The organism is Micromonospora sp. NPDC007271 (genome assembly GCF_040634005.1).
Taxonomy (GTDB): Bacteria; Actinomycetota; Actinomycetes; order Mycobacteriales; family Micromonosporaceae; genus Micromonospora.
In genome coordinates this window covers 20,849-37,376 of record NZ_JBEYER010000078.1, presented here as the reverse complement: position 1 = coordinate 37,376, position 16,528 = coordinate 20,849, and the positions used below count along the sequence as shown (strand labels likewise).

Annotated in this window: 11 protein-coding genes; 9 read left to right on the top strand and 2 right to left on the bottom strand. The window is 76.4% G+C overall.

Annotation, left to right across the window (positions count from 1 at the left end; translation table 11 throughout):
- Positions 1-810, top strand: an 810-nt coding sequence (locus ABZ570_RS24700) for an AMP-binding protein (RefSeq protein WP_358068100.1), incomplete at its 5' end; no start/stop codon positions are given.
- A 35-nt stretch (positions 811-845) separates the two neighbouring features.
- Here the strand turns inward: ABZ570_RS24700 and ABZ570_RS24695 are convergent.
- Positions 846-1,448 carry a 4'-phosphopantetheinyl transferase superfamily protein gene (locus ABZ570_RS24695; protein ID WP_358068097.1) on the bottom strand — a complete coding sequence of 201 codons (603 nt, stop codon included), beginning with the start codon at positions 1,446-1,448 and terminating at the stop codon, positions 846-848.
- 15 nt (positions 1,449-1,463) lie between these two features.
- On the opposite strand from ABZ570_RS24695, the gene ABZ570_RS24690 reads away from it, so the two are divergent.
- The 7 genes from ABZ570_RS24690 to ABZ570_RS24660 all read left to right on the top strand — a co-directional run bounded on the left by ABZ570_RS24690 (position 1,464) and on the right by ABZ570_RS24660 (position 6,998).
- Complete coding sequence (locus ABZ570_RS24690) at positions 1,464-1,736, top strand: acyl carrier protein (protein ID WP_358068094.1); 273 nt, start codon at positions 1,464-1,466, stop codon at positions 1,734-1,736.
- A complete protein-coding gene (locus tag ABZ570_RS24685) occupies positions 1,733-1,987 on the top strand; it encodes a hypothetical protein (protein ID WP_358068091.1) in 255 nt (84 codons plus the stop codon). The genes ABZ570_RS24690 and ABZ570_RS24685 overlap by 4 nt, the downstream gene beginning before the upstream one ends.
- On the top strand, positions 1,984-3,108 hold the full coding sequence (locus tag ABZ570_RS24680) for a beta-ketoacyl synthase N-terminal-like domain-containing protein (RefSeq protein ID WP_358068088.1): 1,125 nt from the start codon (positions 1,984-1,986) through the stop codon (positions 3,106-3,108). Before ABZ570_RS24685 ends, ABZ570_RS24680 begins: the two co-directional genes overlap by 4 nt.
- A complete protein-coding gene (locus ABZ570_RS24675) occupies positions 3,105-3,680 on the top strand; it encodes a beta-ketoacyl synthase chain length factor (RefSeq protein ID WP_358068085.1) in 576 nt (191 codons plus the stop codon). The genes ABZ570_RS24680 and ABZ570_RS24675 overlap by 4 nt, the downstream gene beginning before the upstream one ends.
- A complete protein-coding gene (locus tag ABZ570_RS24670; RefSeq protein WP_358068082.1) occupies positions 3,677-4,999 on the top strand; it encodes a beta-ketoacyl-[acyl-carrier-protein] synthase family protein in 1,323 nt (440 codons plus the stop codon). The genes ABZ570_RS24675 and ABZ570_RS24670 overlap by 4 nt, the downstream gene beginning before the upstream one ends.
- On the top strand, positions 4,996-5,898 hold the full coding sequence (locus tag ABZ570_RS24665) for a phytanoyl-CoA dioxygenase family protein (RefSeq protein ID WP_358068079.1): 903 nt from the start codon (positions 4,996-4,998) through the stop codon (positions 5,896-5,898). Before ABZ570_RS24670 ends, ABZ570_RS24665 begins: the two co-directional genes overlap by 4 nt.
- 125 nt (positions 5,899-6,023) lie before the next feature.
- Entirely contained in the window at positions 6,024-6,998 is a 975-nt protein-coding gene (locus ABZ570_RS24660; protein WP_358068076.1) for a phosphatase PAP2 family protein, read from the top strand.
- On the opposite strand, the gene ABZ570_RS24655 is transcribed toward ABZ570_RS24660, so the two are convergent.
- Positions 6,938-7,582 (bottom strand): alpha/beta fold hydrolase, encoded by a 645-nt coding sequence (locus ABZ570_RS24655; protein ID WP_358068073.1) that lies wholly within the window; start codon positions 7,580-7,582, stop codon positions 6,938-6,940. The two genes, ABZ570_RS24660 and ABZ570_RS24655, sit on opposite strands and share 61 nt — an antisense overlap.
- A gap of 249 nt (positions 7,583-7,831) precedes the next feature.
- Between ABZ570_RS24655 and ABZ570_RS24650 the strand changes: the two genes are divergently transcribed.
- The gene (locus ABZ570_RS24650) at positions 7,832-16,528 is read left to right on the top strand and encodes a beta-ketoacyl synthase N-terminal-like domain-containing protein (RefSeq protein ID WP_358068070.1); all 8,697 of its coding nucleotides are present in this window, start codon (positions 7,832-7,834) and stop codon (positions 16,526-16,528) included.

Sequence of the window (16,528 nt, the reverse complement as noted above, 5' to 3'; positions counted from 1 at the left end):
GTCGGCGGCCTGCTCTACGGGTTGCACGCGCGAGTGCGCCTGACCGTCCCCGAGCGGATGACCTTCGACGGTGTACTGGCGGCGATCGCCGCGGAGCCGACCGCCACCACCGTCATCGGCGTGCCGGCGCACATCGAACTGCTCGCCTCGGGCCAGCCGGCCCAGCCGCTGCCGCAGTTCGTGCGGATGACCACCGGAGGCGAGCTGGTCCGCCCCGACCTGCCGGAGCGCTTCGGGCAGCGGTACGGCGCGGTGCTGGGCAACATGTACGGGATGACCGAGGTCGGGGTGATCGCCACCGACCTGTTCGGCGCACACCGGCCGGCGCTGCGTCCCGCCCCGGGCATCACCGTGGACGTGGTCGACGGCGAGCTGCGGATCGCCCGGCCGGCCTCGCCGTACGTCGGGCTCGCCGACGAGCGCCGTTGGTCCGACGGGTGGCTGCGGACCCGCGACGCCGCCTCGATCGACCCGGCCACCGGCCTGGTGACGATCCGCGGCCGGCTCGACTCGCAGGTCTCCGTCGGCGGCCTCAAGATCGACCTCACCGAGGTGGAGGCCACCGTGGCCGGGTTGCCCGAGGTCGCCGAGGCGGTGGTGGTCTTCGACCGTTCCATCGAGGCGTACCTCTCGCTGGCCGATCCGGTGGCCGCCGCGCCGGATTTCGACGCGGCGCTCAGCGACCGGCTGGCGCCGTACAAGCGGCCGATGCGGTGGCACGTCGTCGACCGGCTGCCACGTACCCCCACCGGCAAACTGGTCCGCGACATCCGCGCGCTGCGCGCCGCCGTCGACAGCGGGCGGCGATGAACGGCCGCGGGTCGAGCCCCGCCCGACCGGGCCGGTCAGTCCACCCGGGCGATCCGGATCGGCGCGCCGCCCGGCCAGCCGGCCGCGGCGACGGCGAGCACCAGCGCACCGCAGAGCCGGCCCCCGGCGACGGTCAGGTCCGTGCCGGGCACCTGCCGCGGCGGGAGGACGCCCACCGGGTCCGGCCAGGCCGCGGGAAGCGGCACCGGCTGGCGCATGCCACCGTCGCGCAGCCCCGTTCCGCGGGCCTTGCCGATCGCCTCCTTCTGCGTCCAGAGCCACAGGAACGCGGTCGGGTGCCAGCCGGCGGCCTGCCGGGTCAGCCACTCGGCGTCGGCCGGGGCCAGCCAGCGCCGGGCCAGCGGCACGGCCGGCAGGGGCCGTTCCCGCTCGACGTCCACCCCGATCGGGGTGTGCGCGGCGGCGGCGACGGCCACGACGCCCCGCCCGTGGCTGACGCTGACATGCACCCGCCGCCCGGCGCCGAGCGCGTACGGGCGGCCCGACGGCTCGCGGCCCAGGCGCACCTCGCCGGCGGGCAGCCCGAGCAGGTCGGCGACGGCCCGCACCGCAAGCCCCGACGCCCGGGCCCGGGGGTCACCGGAGGTTTCCGAGAGCAGCACGGCAGCCCACTCCATGGAGGGAGTCAAGCAATGATCGACGAGATCCGCCAGTCCATCGTCGAGGCGCTCGGCCAGATGAACTACGACGTCGACGACGTCAGTGGCGACACCGTCCTCGGTCCGGCCGGACTGGACCTCGAGTCCCTGGCCGTGGCCGAGTTGGCGGTCCGGATCGAGGACACGTTCGGCACCAGGTTCTCCGACTCGGAGTTGGAGAAGTTCGGCTCCATGACGCTGAACGAGTTCGCCGCCGAGGTGGCGGCCCGGATGGCGCCCGCCACGACCACCGCGACGCCGCAGTGACCCTGCCGCTCGCCGCCTGCCGCGAGGAGGTGCTGGCGATCCTGGTCGAGATCGGCTACCGGACGCCGGACTCCGCCAGGGAGCGGATCGACTCGCTGGAGCTGGCCCGCCTGCTCTACGAGCTCGAGCGACGGTACGGGGTGCAACTCGCCCTCGACGACGACGAGTTGCTGGCGATGTCCACCCTCACCGGGGCGGCCGAGGTGCTCCAGCGGGTCCGGGAGCGGGGCCGGACGGGCGACCCGGGATGACCGAGGCGGTGCTGGTGACGGGGGTGGCGGTGGCGACCGCGGCGGGGCGTGGCGCGGAGGCCTCGCTGGCGGCGGTGCTCGCCGGCCGGCCCACCTTCGCCGAGGTGCGCCGCTTCGACTGCGGCGCCTCGCGGACCCGCGCCGCCGCCACCCTGCCGGACGCCCGGTCGCTCGCCGCCGAACTGCGGGAGGCCGTCGACACCGCGTGCCGGGACGGTGGGCTCGGCGCGGCGGACCTGGCGGAGACACCGCTGCTGTTGGCGGCGGGAACCGGGACCACGCTGCGTCGCGCCGACCGGGCCGGCGACACTGCCGGCGCGGCCGGGCTCGCCACCCGGCTGGCCGAGCGCTGCGGCCTGGCCGGGGCCGCCCGCGCCTACACCGCGGCCTGCGTGGCGGGCAGCAGCGCGCTCGCCGAGGCCGCCTCGATGATCGCGTACGGCCGGCTGGAGCGGGCCGTGGTCGCCGGGGGGTTCCTCGTCGACGCCGACCACCAGGCGCTCTTCGACGCCGGGCGGGCCCTGGCCGACGACGGACAGGTCCGCCCGTTCAGCCGGGGGCGCCGCGGGATGCTGCTCGGTGACGGGATCGCCGCCGTGGTGCTGGAATCGGCCACGGCGGCGGGGCGGCGGGCCGCGACGGCCCGGGGGCGGCTGGCGGGCTGGGGACGGGCCGGGGACGCGTACCACGTCTGCCAGCCGGATCCGGCCGGCGCCGGCCTCGCTCGGGCGATCACCCGGGCCCTGTCCCGCGCGGGTGTCGCCGGGGGACAGATCGACTACGTCAACGCGAACGGCACCGGAACGTCGTACGCGGACGCCGCCGAGGCCGCCGCCCTGCGCGTCGCCCTCGCCGACCACGCCGACGCCGTTCCGGTCAGCTCCACGAAGTCGGTGCACGGCCACGCACTGGAGGCCTCCGGAGTGGTCGAGTTCGTGATCACCGTGCTGGCCCTGGGCGCAGGGCGGCTGCCGGTCAACGCGGGCTTCGTGGCTCCGGACGACGACTGCCGGCTGGACGGTGTCGTGCGGGCCCCGGCCCGCGCCGAGCTGCGGCACGCGCTCAGCCTGAACTTCGCGTTCGGCGGCGCCAACTCGGCGCTGGTGGTGAGCGCGGCGTGACCGGCCAGGCGATCCACCCCGGCGTCGAGGTCCGCGCCCGCGGCCGGTGGCCGGAGCCGGGCGACACCGTCCCGCCGCCGGTGCGCGGCTTCGCCATCTCCACGTTCGGGCCGGTGGTCGTCCAGGCGGCCGTGCGGTGCCTGGAACGCGCCCCCGCGGTGCCGGCCGATGCCGGCGGCGCGACCGCGCTCGTCCTGGTGAGCGCGCGGGCCGACCAGACGACCGCGGGGCTGATCTCGGTCGCGGTCGACGCCGGCCGCCGGGTCGCGCCGATGGTGTTCTTCCAGTCCGTGCCGAACTCGGTCCTCGGGCATCTCGCGGCCGAACTGCGGCTGACCGGGCCGGTGGTCTGCGTCAGCCCGGTCGGCGACCCGGTCGCCGAGGGGTTCGAGATCGCCGACGGCCTCTTCCGCGACGGCGACGCCACCCGGGCGCTGGTCATCGTCGCCGACCAGGACCAGGGCCCGGACCGCGGGGGCGGCCTGGCGCTGGACCCGCCGGCGTCGGGCACCGCGCTGGCCCTGCTCGTCGTCCCGTCCGACAACCACACCAGCGAAGGCGGAAGCTCATGAGCACGTCAACACGGCCTGGCGCGACGATCACCGGTATCGGCCTGGTCACCCCGGTCGGCCGCGGGGTCGCGGAGTTCTTCGAAGCCCTCTGCCTCGGCAAGTCCGGGCTGGTGCAGCCGCCGGCCGGGCATCCCGCGGCGGGTGCCGCGGAGGTGGTCGGCATCGCGCCCGACATCGACCCGACCAGCGTGCTACCGGCCAGAGAGGTACTGGCGGTGGACCGGTACGTGGTGATGGCCCTGGCCGCCGCTGACGACGCGATGCGCGACGCCGCCCTGGAGGTGGGGCGCGACGTGGACCCGCTGCGGGTGGCGGTGGTGGTGTCCAGCGGTGCGGGCGGTCTGATCACGTTCGAGGCGCAGGCGATCGCCCGGGAAGCCGGCGGCCGGACGGCCGTCAGCGCGTACCTCTATCCGGGTTTCCTGCCGAACATGGCGACGGCCCGGATCGCGATCCGGTACGGCATCCGCGGCTACAGCTCCAGCATGGCGACGGCCTGCGCGGCCGGCGCGCACGCCGTGGCGGAGGCGCTGCGGCTGATCCGGTCGGGCGACGCCGACGTGGTCGTCTGCGGCGGCGCCGAGTCCCCGCTCGGGCCGACCGGTATCGCCGGCTTCGGCAACGCCCGGGCACTGGCCACCGGCTGGGCCGACCCGACCGCCGCCAGCCGTCCCTTCGACCGCCGCCGCAACGGGTTCGTGCTCGGTGAGGGGGCCGGGGTGCTGGTCGTGGAGCGGGCCGACCATGCCGACGCGCGGGGCGCCGTCGGCTACGCGGACCTGATCGGCTGGGGTGGGACCACCGACGCCCACCACCCGACGAGCCCGCGCGCCGACGGGTCGGGCGCGGCCGAGAGCATGCGCCGGGCGTTGGCCAGCGCCGGCGCGGTGCCGGCCGACGTCGGCTACGTCAACGCGCACGGCACCGGCACCAAGCTCGGCGACATCGCCGAGACCCGGGCGGTGCAGGCCGCCTTCGGCACCCACGCTCCGGCGGTCAGCTCCACCAAGGGGGTGACCGGCCACCTGCTCGGCAGCGCCGGGGCGGTGGAGGCGGCGGCGACGGCGCTCGCCGTCTGCCATGGCCTGCTGCCGCCCACCCAGAACCTCGACGACCCGGACCCGGCCTGCGATCTCGACCACGTCCGGGGTGCCGCCCGCCCGGCGGACCTCACCGCCGCGCTCTCCAACTCCTTCGCCTTCGGCGGGCACAACGTCAGCCTGCTCTTCGGCCCGGCATCGACGGGGCGTACCCGCCGCGGCGAGCCCGGCCACGGCGGCGCAGAGCACGATCAGCCATCGGGGAAAGGAACGCGATGACATCCGCGAGCTTCACGCTGACCGAGGAGGAGCGCGACCTGCTCCCCTCGGAGGAGGACGTGCGGTCGTACGTCGAGAACGGGTGGTACCTGTCCAAGAAGCTGCTCACCGACGACGAGGTCGACACGCTGGTGGCGGCGAGCGAGCGCTTCTACGCCGGTCACCGGGACCGCCGCCTGCCGGGCCGCCCGGAGAAGCTGGCCTACTGGGAGCCCGGTGACGGCGACGTGCAGCGGCACAACGACTACATCCACTACGAGAGCGACGAGATCGCCGCGATCCTGCGCAAGCCGATCATCGGGGCGGTGGCGGCCCGGCTGGCCGAGACCGCCGAGGTCCGGATCTTCCAGAGTACCCTCATCTACAAGCCGCCGATCGCGGCGGAGCCGAGCAACATCGTGCCCTGGCATTTCGACCGGCACTACTGGCAGTCGTGCACCTCGGAGCGGATGCTCACCGCCTTCATCCCGATGCACGACTGCACCGAGGAGCTGGGCACCATCACGATGGTCACCGGCAGCCACACCTGGAAGGAGATCGGCGGCGGGGACAACACCACCCGGCACTTCGCCGAGCGGGAAAAGTCCGAACTGGAGGAGCTGCTGCGGGAGAACGCCGCGTACAACCAGGCCGAGATCCAGAAGGTGCCGATGCTCATCCCCAAGGGGCACATGAGCTTCCACCACTGCCGCATCTATCACGGCAGCGGCCCCAACCGCGGCGACCGGCCCCGACGGGCGATCTCGCTGCACCTGCAGGACGGCGAGAACCGCTACCGGAGCTTCCACCGCTCCGACGGCAGCCTCGTCGTCTACAACCACGACGGCCTGGTGCGGCGGGACGCCGCCGGGCTGCCCGACTACGCCGACCCCGAGTTCTGCCCGGTGCTCTGGCGATGACCACGGCCGATCCGGTACGGGACGCGGTGGCGGCGCGTCCCGTACCGGATCCAGCACGTCGGCCCGGCGCGGAGCCGGCCCGGGCCGCGCCGGGTGCGGGAAGCTCGAGTCCTCTCCACCGTGGGGTGCGTCGCAGGTTGCCCGGCCGGCCGGAGGAGTGGCTCTTCGGCGGGTTCCTCCTGCTCCTGGCGGTGCTCGTCGTGGTGACCGGAGCGCCGGTGGCTTCGCTCGCCGCGCTGGTGACGGATCCGACGCTGCCGCTGGTGGTGCTGGCCGGGGCGGCGGTCGGGGTGGTGGTGGTCGCGCTCCGCTCCCGCCCGCCCCGACTGCGCCGCGGCCTCGCCGTGGTCGGCGGTGTCGGGCGGGCGATGCTGCCGATGGCCGCCTGCCTGGTCTGCTACGCGGCGCTGCGCGACCTCACCCCGGCCCTGGGGCTGCCGCTGGCCGATCCGGCCCTCTCCGCCTTCGACCGCAGCGTCTTCGGGGTCGACGTGAGCCGCTGGCTCAACGACACGCTCGGGTCCCCGGCGCTGACCCTCGCCATGGTCGTCTGCTACCTCAGCTACGGCTCCACGCAGGCGGCCTACGCGTTGCGGCAGCACCTGACCGGCCGGGTGTGGGCGTACCGGGACTTCTCCCTTGCGGTGGCGATCGTGGCGGTGCTCGGGTACACCGGCTACCTGCTGGTGCCGGGGGTGGGGCCGCACGTCTGGCAGGTCGCGCTCTACGCCGACCAGCTGCCCGGCCACGGCGGCGCGCTCGGGTCCGTGCTGGACACCATCACCTCCGTGCAGGGACCGGCGCGGGACATCTTCCCGAGCCTGCACACCGGCATGACCGTCGTGCTGATGGGCTACCTCTGGCGGGACGCGAGGACGCTCTTCTGGTGCTATCTCCCGGTCGGGCTCGGCGTCCTCCTCTCCACGGTCTACCTGCGCAAGCACTACGCGGTCGACGTGCTGGCCGGCATCCTGGTGGTCGTCCTCGCCATGGCCGTGGCCAAGCCGGTCAACCGTCGCTGGTTCACCGCCGAGGCGTCCTATCCCGACGGGCGCAGCGCGGACAGCCGGGCGGTGACGGCCGCCACGAAGTCGGGATGATCCATCAGGAAGTGGCCGGCGTCGACGACGGTCAGGTCGAAGCGGGCGGTCGTCTCGCGGTGCCAGGCGAGGACGCCGGCGGGATCGGCCATCCGGTCCCGGCGGCCGAGGAAGGCGGCGATCGGGCAGGAGAGCGGCTCGACCGGCCGGCGGGAGTAGGTCTCGGCCAGCCGCAGGTCGGTCCGGAGCACCGGCAGCCACAGCCGGATCAGCCCGGGCTCGTCGAGCACCGCCTCCGGGGTGCCGCCCAGCCGGCCCAGCGCGCGCAGCAGCTGGTCGTCCGGCAGGTCGTGGATCGGCCGGTGGGAGAGGCCGGCGGTGGGACCGTTGCGCCCGGCGACGAGCAGCAGCGCGGGTGGGGTCGAGGTGCGTTCCAGGACCAGGGCCAGTTCGTACGCGAGCAGCGCGCCGAAGCTGTGCCCGGCCAGCAGGTACGGCCCGTCGATCCGGTCCCGGATGGTCCGGCCCAGCTCGGCCACCAGGAGTGACCACCGGTCGAGCGGCGGCTCCCGGTGCCGCCGGCCGCGGCCGGGCGGGTCCACCGGCTCCACCTGGAACCCGTCGGGCAGCCAATCGCCCCACATGGTGAAATGTCGCGCCGACCCTCCGGCGTGCGGCAGGCAGAACAGCGTGGTGCGTCTCGCCGGCCAACCGTGCGGGCCAGCGCCTTTGCCGGTCAGGTTTCCGGGCGCCATTGACAAGTCACTCTCCGTCCGTAGACTCCATCATAGATAAACTCACCAGCTGGGGAACAGGTTGCTAGATCTGAACGCACCGGTGCATACGGACGCACCGGTGTCTGTGCGACAGGTGGGGTTCGGGGGTGTTATCGGATGCGGCGCATCGGGAACACCAGCCGGCGGAGGTCGTCGCGCACCCCGCCGGTCGATGTGGCGATCGTGGGGATCGGCTGCCGGTTCCCCGGCGGGGTGACCGACCTCGACTCCCTGTGGCGGGTCCTGTCGCAGGGGCGGGAGGTCACCGGACCGGTCCCGCCCGACCGGCCCGGCGCCGACCTGCTCGCCACCGCCGGCGTCGGCGGTTTCCTGCCCGACATCGACCGCTTCGACAACGAGTTCTTCGGCGTCGCGCCGCGCGAGGCGCGCGAACTGGACCCGCAGCAGCGCCTGCTGCTCGAACTCTCCTGGCGGGCGATGGAGCACAGCGGCGTGGGGCGGCCGACCTGGGCGGGCAGCCGAACCGGCGTCTACTTCGGCATCCTCGCCATGGACTACGCCGTGCTGCACGCCCGTACGCTCGGCGTCTCGGCCGTCAACGGCCACTACGCCAGTGGCAAGGAGTTCAGTTTCGCGGCGGGCCGGGTGGCGTACACCTTCGGGCTGCACGGCCCCTGTATGACGCTCACCGCAGCCTGCGCCTCCTCGCTGCTCGCGGTGCACCTGGCCGCCCGGGCGCTGGCCGCCGGTGACTGCGACGCGGCGCTCGCCGGCGGGGTGAACCTCATGCTCGGCCCCGAGCTGAGCCTCTACATGCGGCAGATCCGGGCGATTTCCCCGAGCGCCCGGTGCCGGCCCTTCGACGCCGCCGCCGACGGGGTGGTCCGCGGCGAGGGCGGTGCCGTCCTGGTGCTCAAGCGGTACGCCGACGCGGTCGCGGACGGCGACCTGATCTGGGGAGTCATCAAGGGCGGGGCGGCCAACCACGACGGCCGCAGCGCCGGCCTGACCGCGCCGAACGCGGTGGCCCAGGAGATGCTGCTGCGCGAGGCGCTCGACGACGCCGGCGTCGAACCGGCGGACGTCCACTACGTCGAGGCGCACAGCACCGGCACCCCGCTCGGCGACCCGATCGAGCTGAGCGCGCTGGCGGCGGTCTTCGGGCCGGGCCGGGATCCGGCGACGCCGCTGCCGATCGGCTCCCACAAGGCCAACTTCGGGCACCTGGACTCGGCCGCCGGCGTCCTCGGGCTGCTCAAGGCACTCCTGGTGGCCCGCGAGGGGCTGGTGCCGCCGCAGATCAAACTGGACCACCCGACGCCCCGCTTCGACTGGGCGGGCTCCGGCCTCGTCGTGCCGACCGCCCCGATGCCGCTCGGGGTCGAGCGCCCCCTGGTGGGCGTCAACGCGTTCGGCCTCTCCGGCAGCAACGTGCACGTCGTCCTCACCGTCCCCGACGGTCGGCCGGAGCCGGCCGGCCCGGCCCGGGCCCGGGTACGGGTCACCGCGCCGGCGGCCAGCCCACCCGTCGCCGAGCCGGTGCTGCTGGTCTCCGGGCCGACCCCGCAGTCGCTGCGCCGGCAGGCCGAGGCGTACGGCGGACTGCTCCGCACCGCCCGGCCCGAGGCGCTGGAGGACCTGCTGTACAGCGCGGCGGCGCGCCGGACCCACCACGCGCACCGGCTCGCGCTCACCGGGGCCGGCGCCGGCCCACTCGCCGACGCCCTGGACCGGTACCTCGCCGGCGATCCGGCGCCCGGCACGGCGGCCGGCGAACGGTTCGACGACAGCCCGGCCTTCCTCGTGCAGGTCTTCTCCGGGCAGGGCGCGCAGTACCCGGCGATGGGCGTCGACCTCTACCGGAGCAGTCCGGTCGTACGGGCGACCCTCGACGAGTGCGCCGAGGCGATCCGGGACCTGGCCGGGTGGTCGCTGCTCGACGAGCTGTCCCGGGTCGAGGGCAGCCGGCTGGTCGAGACCCGGATCGCCCAGCCCGCGATCTTCGCCCTGCAACTCGGCCTGGCCCGGCTCTGGCGCAGCTGGGGCGTACGCCCCGACGCGGTTGTCGGGCACAGCATGGGTGAAGTCACGGCGGCCTGCGTCGCCGGAGTGCTCTCCCTCGACGAGGCCGTCCGGATGATCCTGCTGCGCGGCGAGGTGTTGCAGGGCGCGGCGGGGACCGGCGGGATGGCGGCGGTGGAGCTCTCCCCGGACGAGGTCGAGCCGGTGCTGGCCCGGCACGGGCCCGCTGTGGTGGTCGCCGCCGTGAACGGCCCCCACTCGGTGGTGCTCGCCGGTGGCGCGGACGCCCTGCGGCGGGTCGCCGCCGCGCTCGCCGCCGACGGGGTCGGCTGCGTCCCGCTCGCCGGCGGGTACGCCTTCCACAGCCCGGCCGTCGAGCCGCACGCGGCCCAGTTCGCCGAGCAGCTCGGCGAGGTCGTGCCGCGGGCCGGTGAGGTGCCCCTGCTGTCCACGGTGGACGCCGAGGACCAACCCCGGATGGACACCGGCTACTGGGCGCGCAACGTACGGGAGACGGTGCGGTTCTGGCCGGCGGTGGATCGGCTGCTGGACCGGCGGCCGGCGGTCTTCCTGGAACTGGGGCCGCACCCGGTGCTGCCACGCCCGATCGAGGCCGCGATCGCCCAGCGGGAGCGGCCCGGTGCCGCCGTCGGTTCCCTCGTCCGGGGGCGCCCGGCAGGCACCGCCCTGGCGCACGCGCTGGCCCGCCTCCACGTGGCCGGCGTGGCGGTCGACTGGCCGGCGGTTCGCGGCACACACCGCTACCTGCCGCTGCCGCCCGTGGAGCTGGCCGGCGAGCGGTACTGGTTGACACCCGGCCCACCCCCGGCGGAATCCGCGGCCGGCAACGGCCGTCCGCCGATCACCGGCGCTGCCGGCGCCCGGCCGGCACCCGGCGATGCCGCCACCGGCGGCGGTCCGGAGGCGGCCGACCCGGCGGATGTGAGCGGCTCACCGGATACCGCCGCGGACAGGGGCTTCCCGCACCCGGCCGGTGCGGACGGCTTTGCCCACCCGGCCGCCCTGGGCGGCGGTCTCCGGGCCGAGGTGCGGCTCTTCGACGCCGCGGGCCGCCTGGTGCACACGTTCACCGGGCTGGGCGGCCTGCCCGACGAGGAGGCGGCGAGCCGGCCGCAGGCCGGTGCCGAGAGATCGGACCCCGGGCACCAGCTGGGGACCGCCGTCGGGGACCAGACGGGGCCGGTGGGGCGAGCCCCCGGCGCCTCGGTCTCCCGTCGGGAGGCGGTGGCCGTGGCCGTGACGGCCGCCGCCGCGGAGGCCCTGGGTTACGGGCCGGGCCGACGCCTCGCCCGCGGGCGCGGCTTCTTCGACCTCGGCATGGACTCGCTTGCGCTGATCGGGTTCCTGAACCGGCTCCAGCGGGAACTCGCGGTCCCGATCGACCCGAGCGCCGGCATCGAGTACCCGACCATCGACGCGCTGACCGACCACCTGCTCGGCCTCCTGCCGGCACCCACCGCACAACCGCCCGTGGAGTCCGCACCCCCGCCCGGGGAGCCCGCAGACCCGCCCGTGGAGCCCGCCGGGCCCCCGGCAGCGGCCCGGACCGAGCCGGCGCCGCCGGCCGGCGTGGTCCCGCCGGCGGTCGCCGGCACCGTCGGGCCCGCGCAGCCCACGGGCCTGCCGGACCGGCCCCGGGCGGCGCGTTCGCCGACCTCCGACGACGACCGGTCGGCGGACGGCGTCGAACCGATCGCGATCGTGGGAATCGGGTGCCGGCTGCCCGGCGCCGACTCGGTGGCGGCCTTCTGGCGGCTGCTGCGGGACGGCGTCGACGCCACCTCGGAGGTGCCGGTCGACCGGTGGGACGCCGCGGCCCTGCTGGGCGACCCGACGTCCGTTCCGGGCACGGTCGTCACCCGGCGCGGTGCCTTCCTCGACCGCGTCGACCTGTTCGACAACGCCTTCTTCCGCATCTCCGCCCGGGAGGCCCGGGCGATGGATCCGCAGCAGCGGCTCTTCCTGGAGGTCGCCTGGGAGGCGCTGGAGGACGCCGGCCTGGACGTGGCCCGGCTGCACACCGCGCCCGTCGGGCTCTTCGTCGGCATGAACACCACCGACTACCAGCAGCTGCTCACCCACGACCCCGGGCGGATCGACCTGTACTACGGGACCGGCAACTCGTTCAGCGGTGCGCCCGGGCGGCTCTCCTACTTCCTCAACCTGCGCGGGCCGAGCATCGCGGTGGACACCGCCTGCTCCTCGTCCCTGGTCGCGGTCCACCTGGCCTGCCAGAGCCTGCGCGCCGGGGAAAGCTCGGCGGCGCTCGCCGGGGGAGTCAACGTGATGGCCGCACCCACCGTTCACCAGGCCATGTCCGCCGCGGGCGCCCTCGCGCCGGACGGCAGGTGCAAGACGTTCGACGCCGCCGCCGACGGCTACGGCCGGGGGGAGGGCGCGGGCGTCGTGGTGTTGAAGACCCTCACCCGGGCGCGGCTCGACGGCGATCGGATCTACGCGGTGATCCGGGGCAGCGCCGTCAACCACAACGGCGCCAGCGGCGGGCTGACGGTGCCGAGCACGGCTGCCCAGCGGGAGCTGATCGCCTCCGCGCTCGAGATGGCGGCGGTCGCGCCGTCCGACGTGGACTATCTCGAGGCGCACGGTACCGGGACCCGGCTCGGTGACGCGGCGGAACTGCGCGCGATCGCCGCCGCGCTGGGCGGCGACCGGCCGCCGGACCGCCCGCTGCTCGTCGGCTCGGTCAAGACGAACATCGGCCACCTGGAGGCGGCCGCCGGGGTGGCCGGGCTGGTCAAGACCGCGCTGGGGCTCTGGCACGGCGAGATCCCGCCCCACCTGCACCTGTCCCGCCCGACCGACCAGGTGCCCTGGGACCGGCTGCCGGTCCGGGTCACCACGACGCGGACGCCGTGGCCGGCACGGGCCGACCGGGCGGCCGCGGGGGGTGACCGCCCGGCGGTGGCCGGCGTGAGCGCGTTCGGCTTCACCGGGACGAATGCCCACGTGGTCCTGGCCGGGCCGGGGCCGGCCACCGAGGTGACCGGGTTCGGGACGGCGCGGGCCGGTGCCGCGCAACCGGCGCCGGCCGGCGGTCACCTGCTTCTCGTCTCGGCAGCGGCCCCGGCCGCGCTCGACGCCGCCCGCGACCTGTTCCGGGCCCGGGTCGCCGAGACCCCGCCGGACCAGCTCGCCGACCTCTGCTTCAGCTCCGCGGCGCGCCGTACCCACCTCGAGCATCGGCTCGCGGTGGTCGGCCGGACCCGCGACGAGCTGCTCGCCGCGCTCGCCGGCGAGCGGCCGGCGCACCGGGGCACCGTCCCGCCGGGCCGCCCGCCCCGGCTGGTCCTCGCGTTCGGCCACCACGCCGCCGTGGACATCGATCTGCTGGCCCGGCGGGAGCCGGCCGTCCGGGCCGCCCTGGACCGGCTCGACGCGGCCACCGGCGGGGCCGCGCGTGCCCGGCTGGCCGCCGGTCGGCCGGCCCGGGACGATCCCGGGGCGCTGCTCGTCACCCAGGTGGCGCTCGCCGCGCTCTGGGCCGGTTACGGCGTCGTGCCGGACGCCGTGTTCGCCGCCGGGGCCGGTGAGCTCGCCGCCGCCTGCGCCGCCGGGCTGGTGGAGCCGGCGCGGGCGCTGGCGGCGGCTCTGGACGGCAGCGCCGCCGAGCTGGTGGCGGCGGCCGGTCTTCCCCCGGGCTCGACGCCGGGTGGCAACCCCGGCGACCCGGGGGTGGCGCCGGCGGGGGAGTGGTCGGTCTGGGGCGCCGCTGCGCCTCCGCTCCGGCTGGCCTCGGTGGACGGTCCGGCCGCGCTCACCGGGGCCGAAGCCGACCTGCTGCTCGCGGCGGACGGCCGGGCCGACGCCGCGGCGTTCGGCCTGGCTCCTGAGGCCACCGTCCCCGTCGTGTCGGCCGATCCGCAGCGGGCCGACGGGTTCCTGGACGCCATCGCCGCGCTGCACGTGCAGGGGGTCCCGATCCGCTGGTCAGCGGTCTACGGCGCCCGACCGTACCGGATCGTCCCGCCGTCGTACCCGTGGCAGCGGCGGCGGCACTGGCCGGAGGACCCGGTGCCGCCGCCGCACCGGGAACCGGCCGTGCCGAGCGGGGCGGCGGGCCCGCACCCGCATCTGGACGCGCCGTTCCGGCCGGTCGACGATGCCGGTCGCCGCTACTACCCGGTCCGCGTCGACCCGGGCGCCGCCGACCCGGGGTCGGCCGAGGTGACCGCCCCGGCCCTGGTCGAGCTTCTGCTCGCCGCGGCCGGCGACGTGCTCGGCGCCGGCGCGGCCCTACGGGACGTGGAGCTGCCCTGGCCGGCGCTGCCGGCGTCCCGGTTCGGTCCGGACGCCGAGGCGCAACTGGTCGCGGAGCCGGACGGAGCCGGCTGGCGGTTGCGGCTGCTGGCCGGGGCGGAGGTGGCGACCGCGGTGGCCCGCACCGAGCCCGGCCCGGTGTCCGGCACCGAGCCCGGCCCGGCCCTCACCAGCCCTATGCCCATCGGCCCCATGCCCACCGGCCCTACGCACACCGGCCCTACGCCCATCGGGCCGGCGGAGACCCGGTTGGGAGCTGCCGCGACGGTGACCGGGACGGCCGCGGCTGGCACCGAGGTGACCCTCCCCGCCGAACCGGCCGGCTTCCCGCTCGCGGCGGCGATCCGGTTCGCCGCCGGGCGGCTCGCCCCGACCGCCGAGGGCGTGGTTCTCTGCGGAGCCGACCGCATCCGGGTCGGCCCCGGCACCGGACCGGCGGTCGTCCGGGCGGCGGCGGGGGGGCCCGACACGGCCACGCTCCGGGTGGCCACCGCGGAGGGCACCGACTGGGCCGCCCTCGACGGCCTGCGGTTCGTCCCGGCCGAGCGGGCGACCCTGGCCGCCGAGGTCCGGGACCGCTGCGCCGGGCGGCTCTTCACCGTGACCTGGCGGCGGGTCGAGCCAGCCGGACCGGGACCGGCCGGGGACTGGCTGGTCTGTCCGGCCGGTGCCGGCGCCCGTCCCGTCGCGGACCGGCTCGCGACCCAGTTGCGTCACGCCGGGGCCGACGTGCAGTGGTGGGAGCCGGCCGGCGAGGCCGGGTGGAGCGACCTGCCCGGCGAACGGAACGTGCTCCTCGTGACGGCGGACCCCGACGGCGCCGCGGACCCGGCGGCCCCGGCCCGCGCGGTGCTGCTCGCCACCCGGGCGTTGCGCTCCCGGGCCGGGGGCCCCGGCCGGCTCTGGGTGGTCACCGCGGGAGCGGTCGAGCCGGCCGCCGGCGTACCCCGCCCGGCGCAGGCCGGGGTCTGGGCGCTCGGCCGGGTCCTGGCCCTGGAGGCGGCCGCGGTCTGGGGCGGCCTGCTCGACCTCGACCCGCGGGCACTCGCCGACGACGCGGCCGTCCGCGAGGCGGTACGCGTGCTGCCCGCGCCCGGCCGGCCCCGACCGGTGCCGGTGGAAGACGAGCTCTGTCGGCGCGGCGAGACCTGGTGGGCGCCGCGGCTGTCCCCGCTCGGGCCGCTGCCCGCGGCCGCCCGGGTCGCCGTCTGCCGGCCGCGGCTGTGGTACGCGGTGACCGACGCGCTGCTGCCGGCCAACCGGCCCTTCCTGGACGTCCTCGTCGAGAGGGGACTGCGGCGGCTGGTCGCGGTGGCCACCACGTCGGGCGGTATGGACGCCGACGCCGCGGAGCGGCTGGCCGAGCTGACGCGGTGCGGTGTCGAGGTGCGGCAGGTTCCGCTGGATCACCCCGACCTGGCCGGTGAACTGGCCGCACGGTCGCTGGGTGGGGGGCTCGGCGGGGCGGTGCTGCTCGCACCACCCGCCCCGATCCGCTCGCTGGACGACACCGATCCGGCGGTGGTCGCCGCGGAGCTGGGCTGGGCCGGGGTGGTCCGGCGGATGGTGGAGGCCATCCGGGGACGGCGCCCGGAGCTGGTCGTCGTGACCGGATCGGCGGCCGTCACCTGGGGCGCGAGCGGCACTGCCGCCCGGGCCGTCGCCGAGGGCGTGGTCACCGCCGCCATGGCGGCCGTCGGGCGCATCCCCCGGCTGGTACGGCTGATGCCGCGCAGCGACACCGGCGAGCTGTCCCGCCGGGACGACATGGTGATGACCGAGAGCGGGCTGCGCCCGTTGCCGGATCCGGAGGTGGCGGAGGCGTTCGACGCGGTGCTGCGCGCCGGCGTGCCGGGCGAGGTGACCGTGGCCGCCGCCGACGTGACCCGGTACGCGCGGGTCTGCCGCACCCTGGTCGACCGGGCGTTCCTGGCCGAGCTGGCGGGATCCGCCGACGGGCCGGCCGGCGGAACCGGCACGGCCGCGCAGCGCGCCACCCCCGTGCTGCCGCCGGTTGCCGCCCGGATCCTGGCCGCCCCCGCCGAGCGGCGCGAGGAGATCCTGCTCGACCTCGTCCTCGGCGCCGTGCTGGAGGTGCTCGGCGAGGCCTCCGACGCCGACGTCGGCGCCGAGCGGGGCTTCTTCGACCTCGGGATGGACTCGGTGATGACGCTGAGCCTGCGCGGCCGGCTGGAGCAGGCCCTCGGCGTCGCGCTGCCGGCGACGCTGACCTTCGAGTTCCCCAACGCCGCCGCGCTCACCCACCACCTCCGCACCGAGCTGGAGTCGGCCCCGGCCGGGGACGGCCCCGGGGAACCGGCCGGCCGGCCCCCGGCCCCCACGCGGGGTCCCGGCGCCCCTGCCGCGACGGCCCGGGCGGCCGGCGTCGGGCGGCCGGGCGCGGCGCCGCCCACCACGGCCCCGCCCGCCGCGGTCGCATCGTGGGACGCCGTGCACGACGACGACCTCGACGGGCTCTCCGAGGACGCCCTGATGGACCGGCTGCTGGCCGCGATGGCGGAGGACGGCTGA

Excerpts from the sequence above, each read along its gene's own strand:
- ABZ570_RS24680 (WP_358068088.1), top strand. The coding sequence starts at position 1,984 with ATGACCGAGGCGGTGCTGGTGACGGGGGTGGCGGTGGCGACCGCGGCG.
- ABZ570_RS24670 (WP_358068082.1), top strand. The coding sequence starts at position 3,677 with ATGAGCACGTCAACACGGCCTGGCGCGACGATCACCGGTATCGGCCTG.
- ABZ570_RS24665 (WP_358068079.1), top strand. The coding sequence starts at position 4,996 with ATGACATCCGCGAGCTTCACGCTGACCGAGGAGGAGCGCGACCTGCTC.
- ABZ570_RS24650 (WP_358068070.1), top strand. The coding sequence starts at position 7,832 with ATGCGGCGCATCGGGAACACCAGCCGGCGGAGGTCGTCGCGCACCCCG.
- ABZ570_RS24695 (WP_358068097.1), bottom strand. The coding sequence starts at position 1,448 with ATGGAGTGGGCTGCCGTGCTGCTCTCGGAAACCTCCGGTGACCCCCGG.
- ABZ570_RS24690 (WP_358068094.1), top strand. The coding sequence starts at position 1,464 with ATGATCGACGAGATCCGCCAGTCCATCGTCGAGGCGCTCGGCCAGATG.
- ABZ570_RS24655 (WP_358068073.1), bottom strand. The coding sequence starts at position 7,582 with ATGTGGGGCGATTGGCTGCCCGACGGGTTCCAGGTGGAGCCGGTGGAC.